Origin of the sequence: Aquidulcibacter sp., from assembly GCF_049239865.1 — a bacterium.
Lineage (GTDB): Bacteria > Pseudomonadota > Alphaproteobacteria > Caulobacterales > Aquidulcibacteraceae > Aquidulcibacter.
The window spans coordinates 1-3,205 of the sequence record NZ_JBMLTR010000212.1; the positions used below are offsets into that span (position 1 = coordinate 1).

A 3,205-nucleotide genomic window follows, 5' to 3' on the forward strand; every position below is an offset into this window, starting at 1 on the left:
CCATCCCCAACCGGTGTTGCCGCTGCAGCAACAACGCCCTCTCGTTGGAGATGGGCTTAGGTTAGGGGATGTTTGGATAGAGGGGGATAAGTTTTGTTCTATGCGCTCCCCTCTCCCCATGGGAGAGGGGAGTTCCCTCCACGATGTCATCCCCGCCGGAGCGAAGTGGAGAGCGGGGACCCCAAGGGACTTTGCGGTACGAGGTCCCCGACTGGCTGACGCCATCGGGGATGACAGCGCTTTAGGATTTTTCTATCTAGAAGGCTTTGGTGAAGGCTCTGCCTTCACCAAAGACCAGCCTCAATTGTTTGTGGGCGATGTGACGAGTCAAGTCCGCTTCGCGCCGCTCCGCGGCAGATTTCCAACGGAAATCTGGACTTGACGCGACACATCGCCCGATCACGCTAGAGGAAGCGGTTTGGTGGACCAGAGGGATCACCAAAACCGCTTCCAGAATGAAATCATCCAAAACGATGTCATCCCCGCCGGAGCGAAGTGGAGAGCGGGGACCTTGTGGGACTTTGCGGCAGGAGGTCCCCGATTGGCTGACGCCATCGGGGATGACAGCGTTTGAAGGTCGTTTTCCCTCTAGACCCATTTTGGTGAAACATAAGGATCACCAAAGCGCTTCTAAGTTTGCTGAAACACCCCTTCACCGGCATCGGCATATGCGCAGTCGTTGCTGCGCGGTCCGCTCTCCCTCTTTTGGTGAAAACCCTGTTTCAACACGGCACCTCCAAGCGAAAAACTTTTGCTTCCCTGACTATTGCGCGCCCAAAGATGAGTTGACCTCAGGTTGAATCTTTGCGACACAGAAATCACATTTAGTATGTGAGAGATTGAGATGCCGGACCCTGCTGTGGCTGCTTGGGCTATTTTAGCGGCGGTGATTTTTGTGGGCTATATGTTGATTGCCTTTGTCCTTTATCGCGGCAAGATCGCGACTTTGGGGAAAAGGACCTTCTACCTCTACAGTGCCGTTTATGCAGGCATCGAAGTGGTTGGCTTTGGGCTCCTTTTCCTAGGACTAAGATTTTTCGAGCAAGATAGTCGCTCTGCTGGGATCGATTTATCTGAGCTTTTATCGTCAGCATTGGTAGCTGTGGCTTATATAATGGTTCTCACAGCGTTGAAAAAATTACCCTATATCCGTGAAGTTTTGGAGGCGCTGAAAGTCCCGCTGCTTGACCCAATTCCAAAACAAAGTAGCGAGCTTCTCGAGAGGGGCCGCGCACCATCCCCGTGACGCTACCCGCAAAAATCGCTAATCCAGCCTGATGAGTCACCAACCCGTCTTTTCCCTCACCGATGCTGATATCTGGGTCGCAACCGATGCGGATCGCCCTGATTTGGCGGCCTTTTGTCGCGACAATCCGGAATATGATGTGTTCCTGTCAGGGGAAGTGCCCGACGAAGCCGAGTGGGTTGAAGACTTCATGACCGATCTGCCGCCCGCCTCCTTTAACTGGACCGCGACCCACAAGCTGATCGCGCGCCGCCATCAAGACCAAGGCAAAATCGCCGCCATTATCGATGTTACCGAAGACATGATCGACAAGGGCGTCGGCCATATCGGCCTGTTCCAAGTCGCCACGGCCTTGCACGGCGTGGGTCTCGCGCACAGGCTCTATCAGGGTTTGGAGGATTGGCTGGCCAGTCGTGGCATGGATGTGCTGCGCCTTGGGGTTTTGGAGGGCAATGCACGCGGCATGTCGTTTTGGACACGACATGGCTTTTTAGAAACGCGCCGACGCCAAGGCACCGCACCAACTGGCAAAACCCATTTGAGCTATGTGATGTATAAGCCACTCAAACCGCTCTCGCTTGATGCCTATCGTTTGCGTGTGCCGCGTGATGATCCGAGTAGCCCTTAGAGCGCAGCCTCAAGACCTGAAAACCGCAGGCAAAACTATTGATCCTGTGGCCATCTTGGCCCACAAGGACACGATGAATCGGGTGCTTTGATAAGCGCGTGACTTGGTAGGATTTTGACCCATGGCAGACGGCACACAAACCCTAGAAACCAATCCTTCTGCCGATCTTTTGCCGGGCGAAACCGCCATGCGCAATTTCAACATCAATTTCGGGCCTCAGCACCCCGCCGCCCACGGCGTGTTGCGTTTGGTTCTGGAATTGGACGGCGAGATTGTCGAGCGCGTCGATCCCCATATTGGTCTGTTGCATCGCGGCACCGAGAAGCTGATCGAATATAAGACCTATCTGCAAGCCATGCCGTATTTTGATCGGCTGGACTATGTGGCGCCGATGAACCAAGAACATGCTTGGTGCTTGGCGATTGAGCGCTTGGCCGGGATTGAAGTGCCGCGCCGCGCGCAATTCATCCGCGTGATCTTCTCGGAAATTGGCCGCATCCTGTCGCACATCTTGAACGTCACGACCCAAGCGATGGACGTTGGCGCGCTGACCCCGCCGCTCTGGGGCTTTGAAGAGCGCGAGAAATTGATGGGCTTTTATGAGCGTGCTTCGGGCTCGCGCATGCACGCCGCTTACTTCCGCCCAGGTGGCGTACACCAAGACCTGCCAGACGCTTTGGTCCGCGACATCTATGAGTGGTGCGACCCGTTCTTGAAGCTGTGCGACGATATTGAGACCTTGTTGACCGATAACCGCATCTTCAAGCAGCGCAATGTCGATATTGGCGTGGTTGACCAGAAGACCATTCTCGACTGGGGTTTCTCTGGCGTCATGGTGCGTGGTTCGGGCATTGCCTGGGACTTGCGCCGCAGCCAGCCTTACGAAGTCTATTCTGAGCTGAAGTTCAAAGTGCCCGTCGGCAAGAATGGCGATTGCTATGATCGCTATTTGTGCCGGATGGACGAAATGCGCGAGAGCGCCAGCATCATCAAACAATGTATCGAGATGATGCCGAAGGGCCCGGTTTTGGCAGAAAATTCCAAAGTGACGCCGCCTCGGCGTGCCGATATGAAGGGTTCGATGGAAGCGCTTATCCATCACTTCAAGCTCTATACCGAAGGCTTCCATGTGCCCGCTGGCGAAGTCTATGCGGCCGTAGAAGCGCCTAAGGGTGAGTTCGGCGTCTATTTGGTTGCCGATGGTACCAACAAGCCTTATCGCGCCAAGATCCGCGCGCCGGGCTTTGCCCATCTGGCAGCGATGAGCCATTTGAACAAAGGCCACATGCTGGCCGACGTGTCGGCCATCCTCGGCTCGCTCGACATCGTGT

Annotated in this window: 3 protein-coding genes; all 3 read left to right on the plus strand. The window is 55.2% G+C overall.

The window, feature by feature from the left end:
- Window positions 1-844: 844 nt before the first annotated feature.
- Window positions 845-1,246 (plus strand): hypothetical protein, encoded by a 402-nt coding sequence (locus ACOVRA_RS14450; protein ID WP_421720912.1) that lies wholly within the window; start codon window positions 845-847, stop codon window positions 1,244-1,246.
- Window positions 1,247-1,277: 31 nt separating this feature from the next.
- On the plus strand, window positions 1,278-1,874 hold the full coding sequence (locus tag ACOVRA_RS14455) for a GNAT family N-acetyltransferase (RefSeq protein ID WP_421720913.1): 597 nt from the start codon (window positions 1,278-1,280) through the stop codon (window positions 1,872-1,874).
- Between the two features lie 121 nt (window positions 1,875-1,995).
- Window positions 1,996-3,205: NADH-quinone oxidoreductase subunit D (locus ACOVRA_RS14460; protein WP_421720914.1), on the plus strand; the 1,210-nt coding region annotated here is incomplete at its 3' end.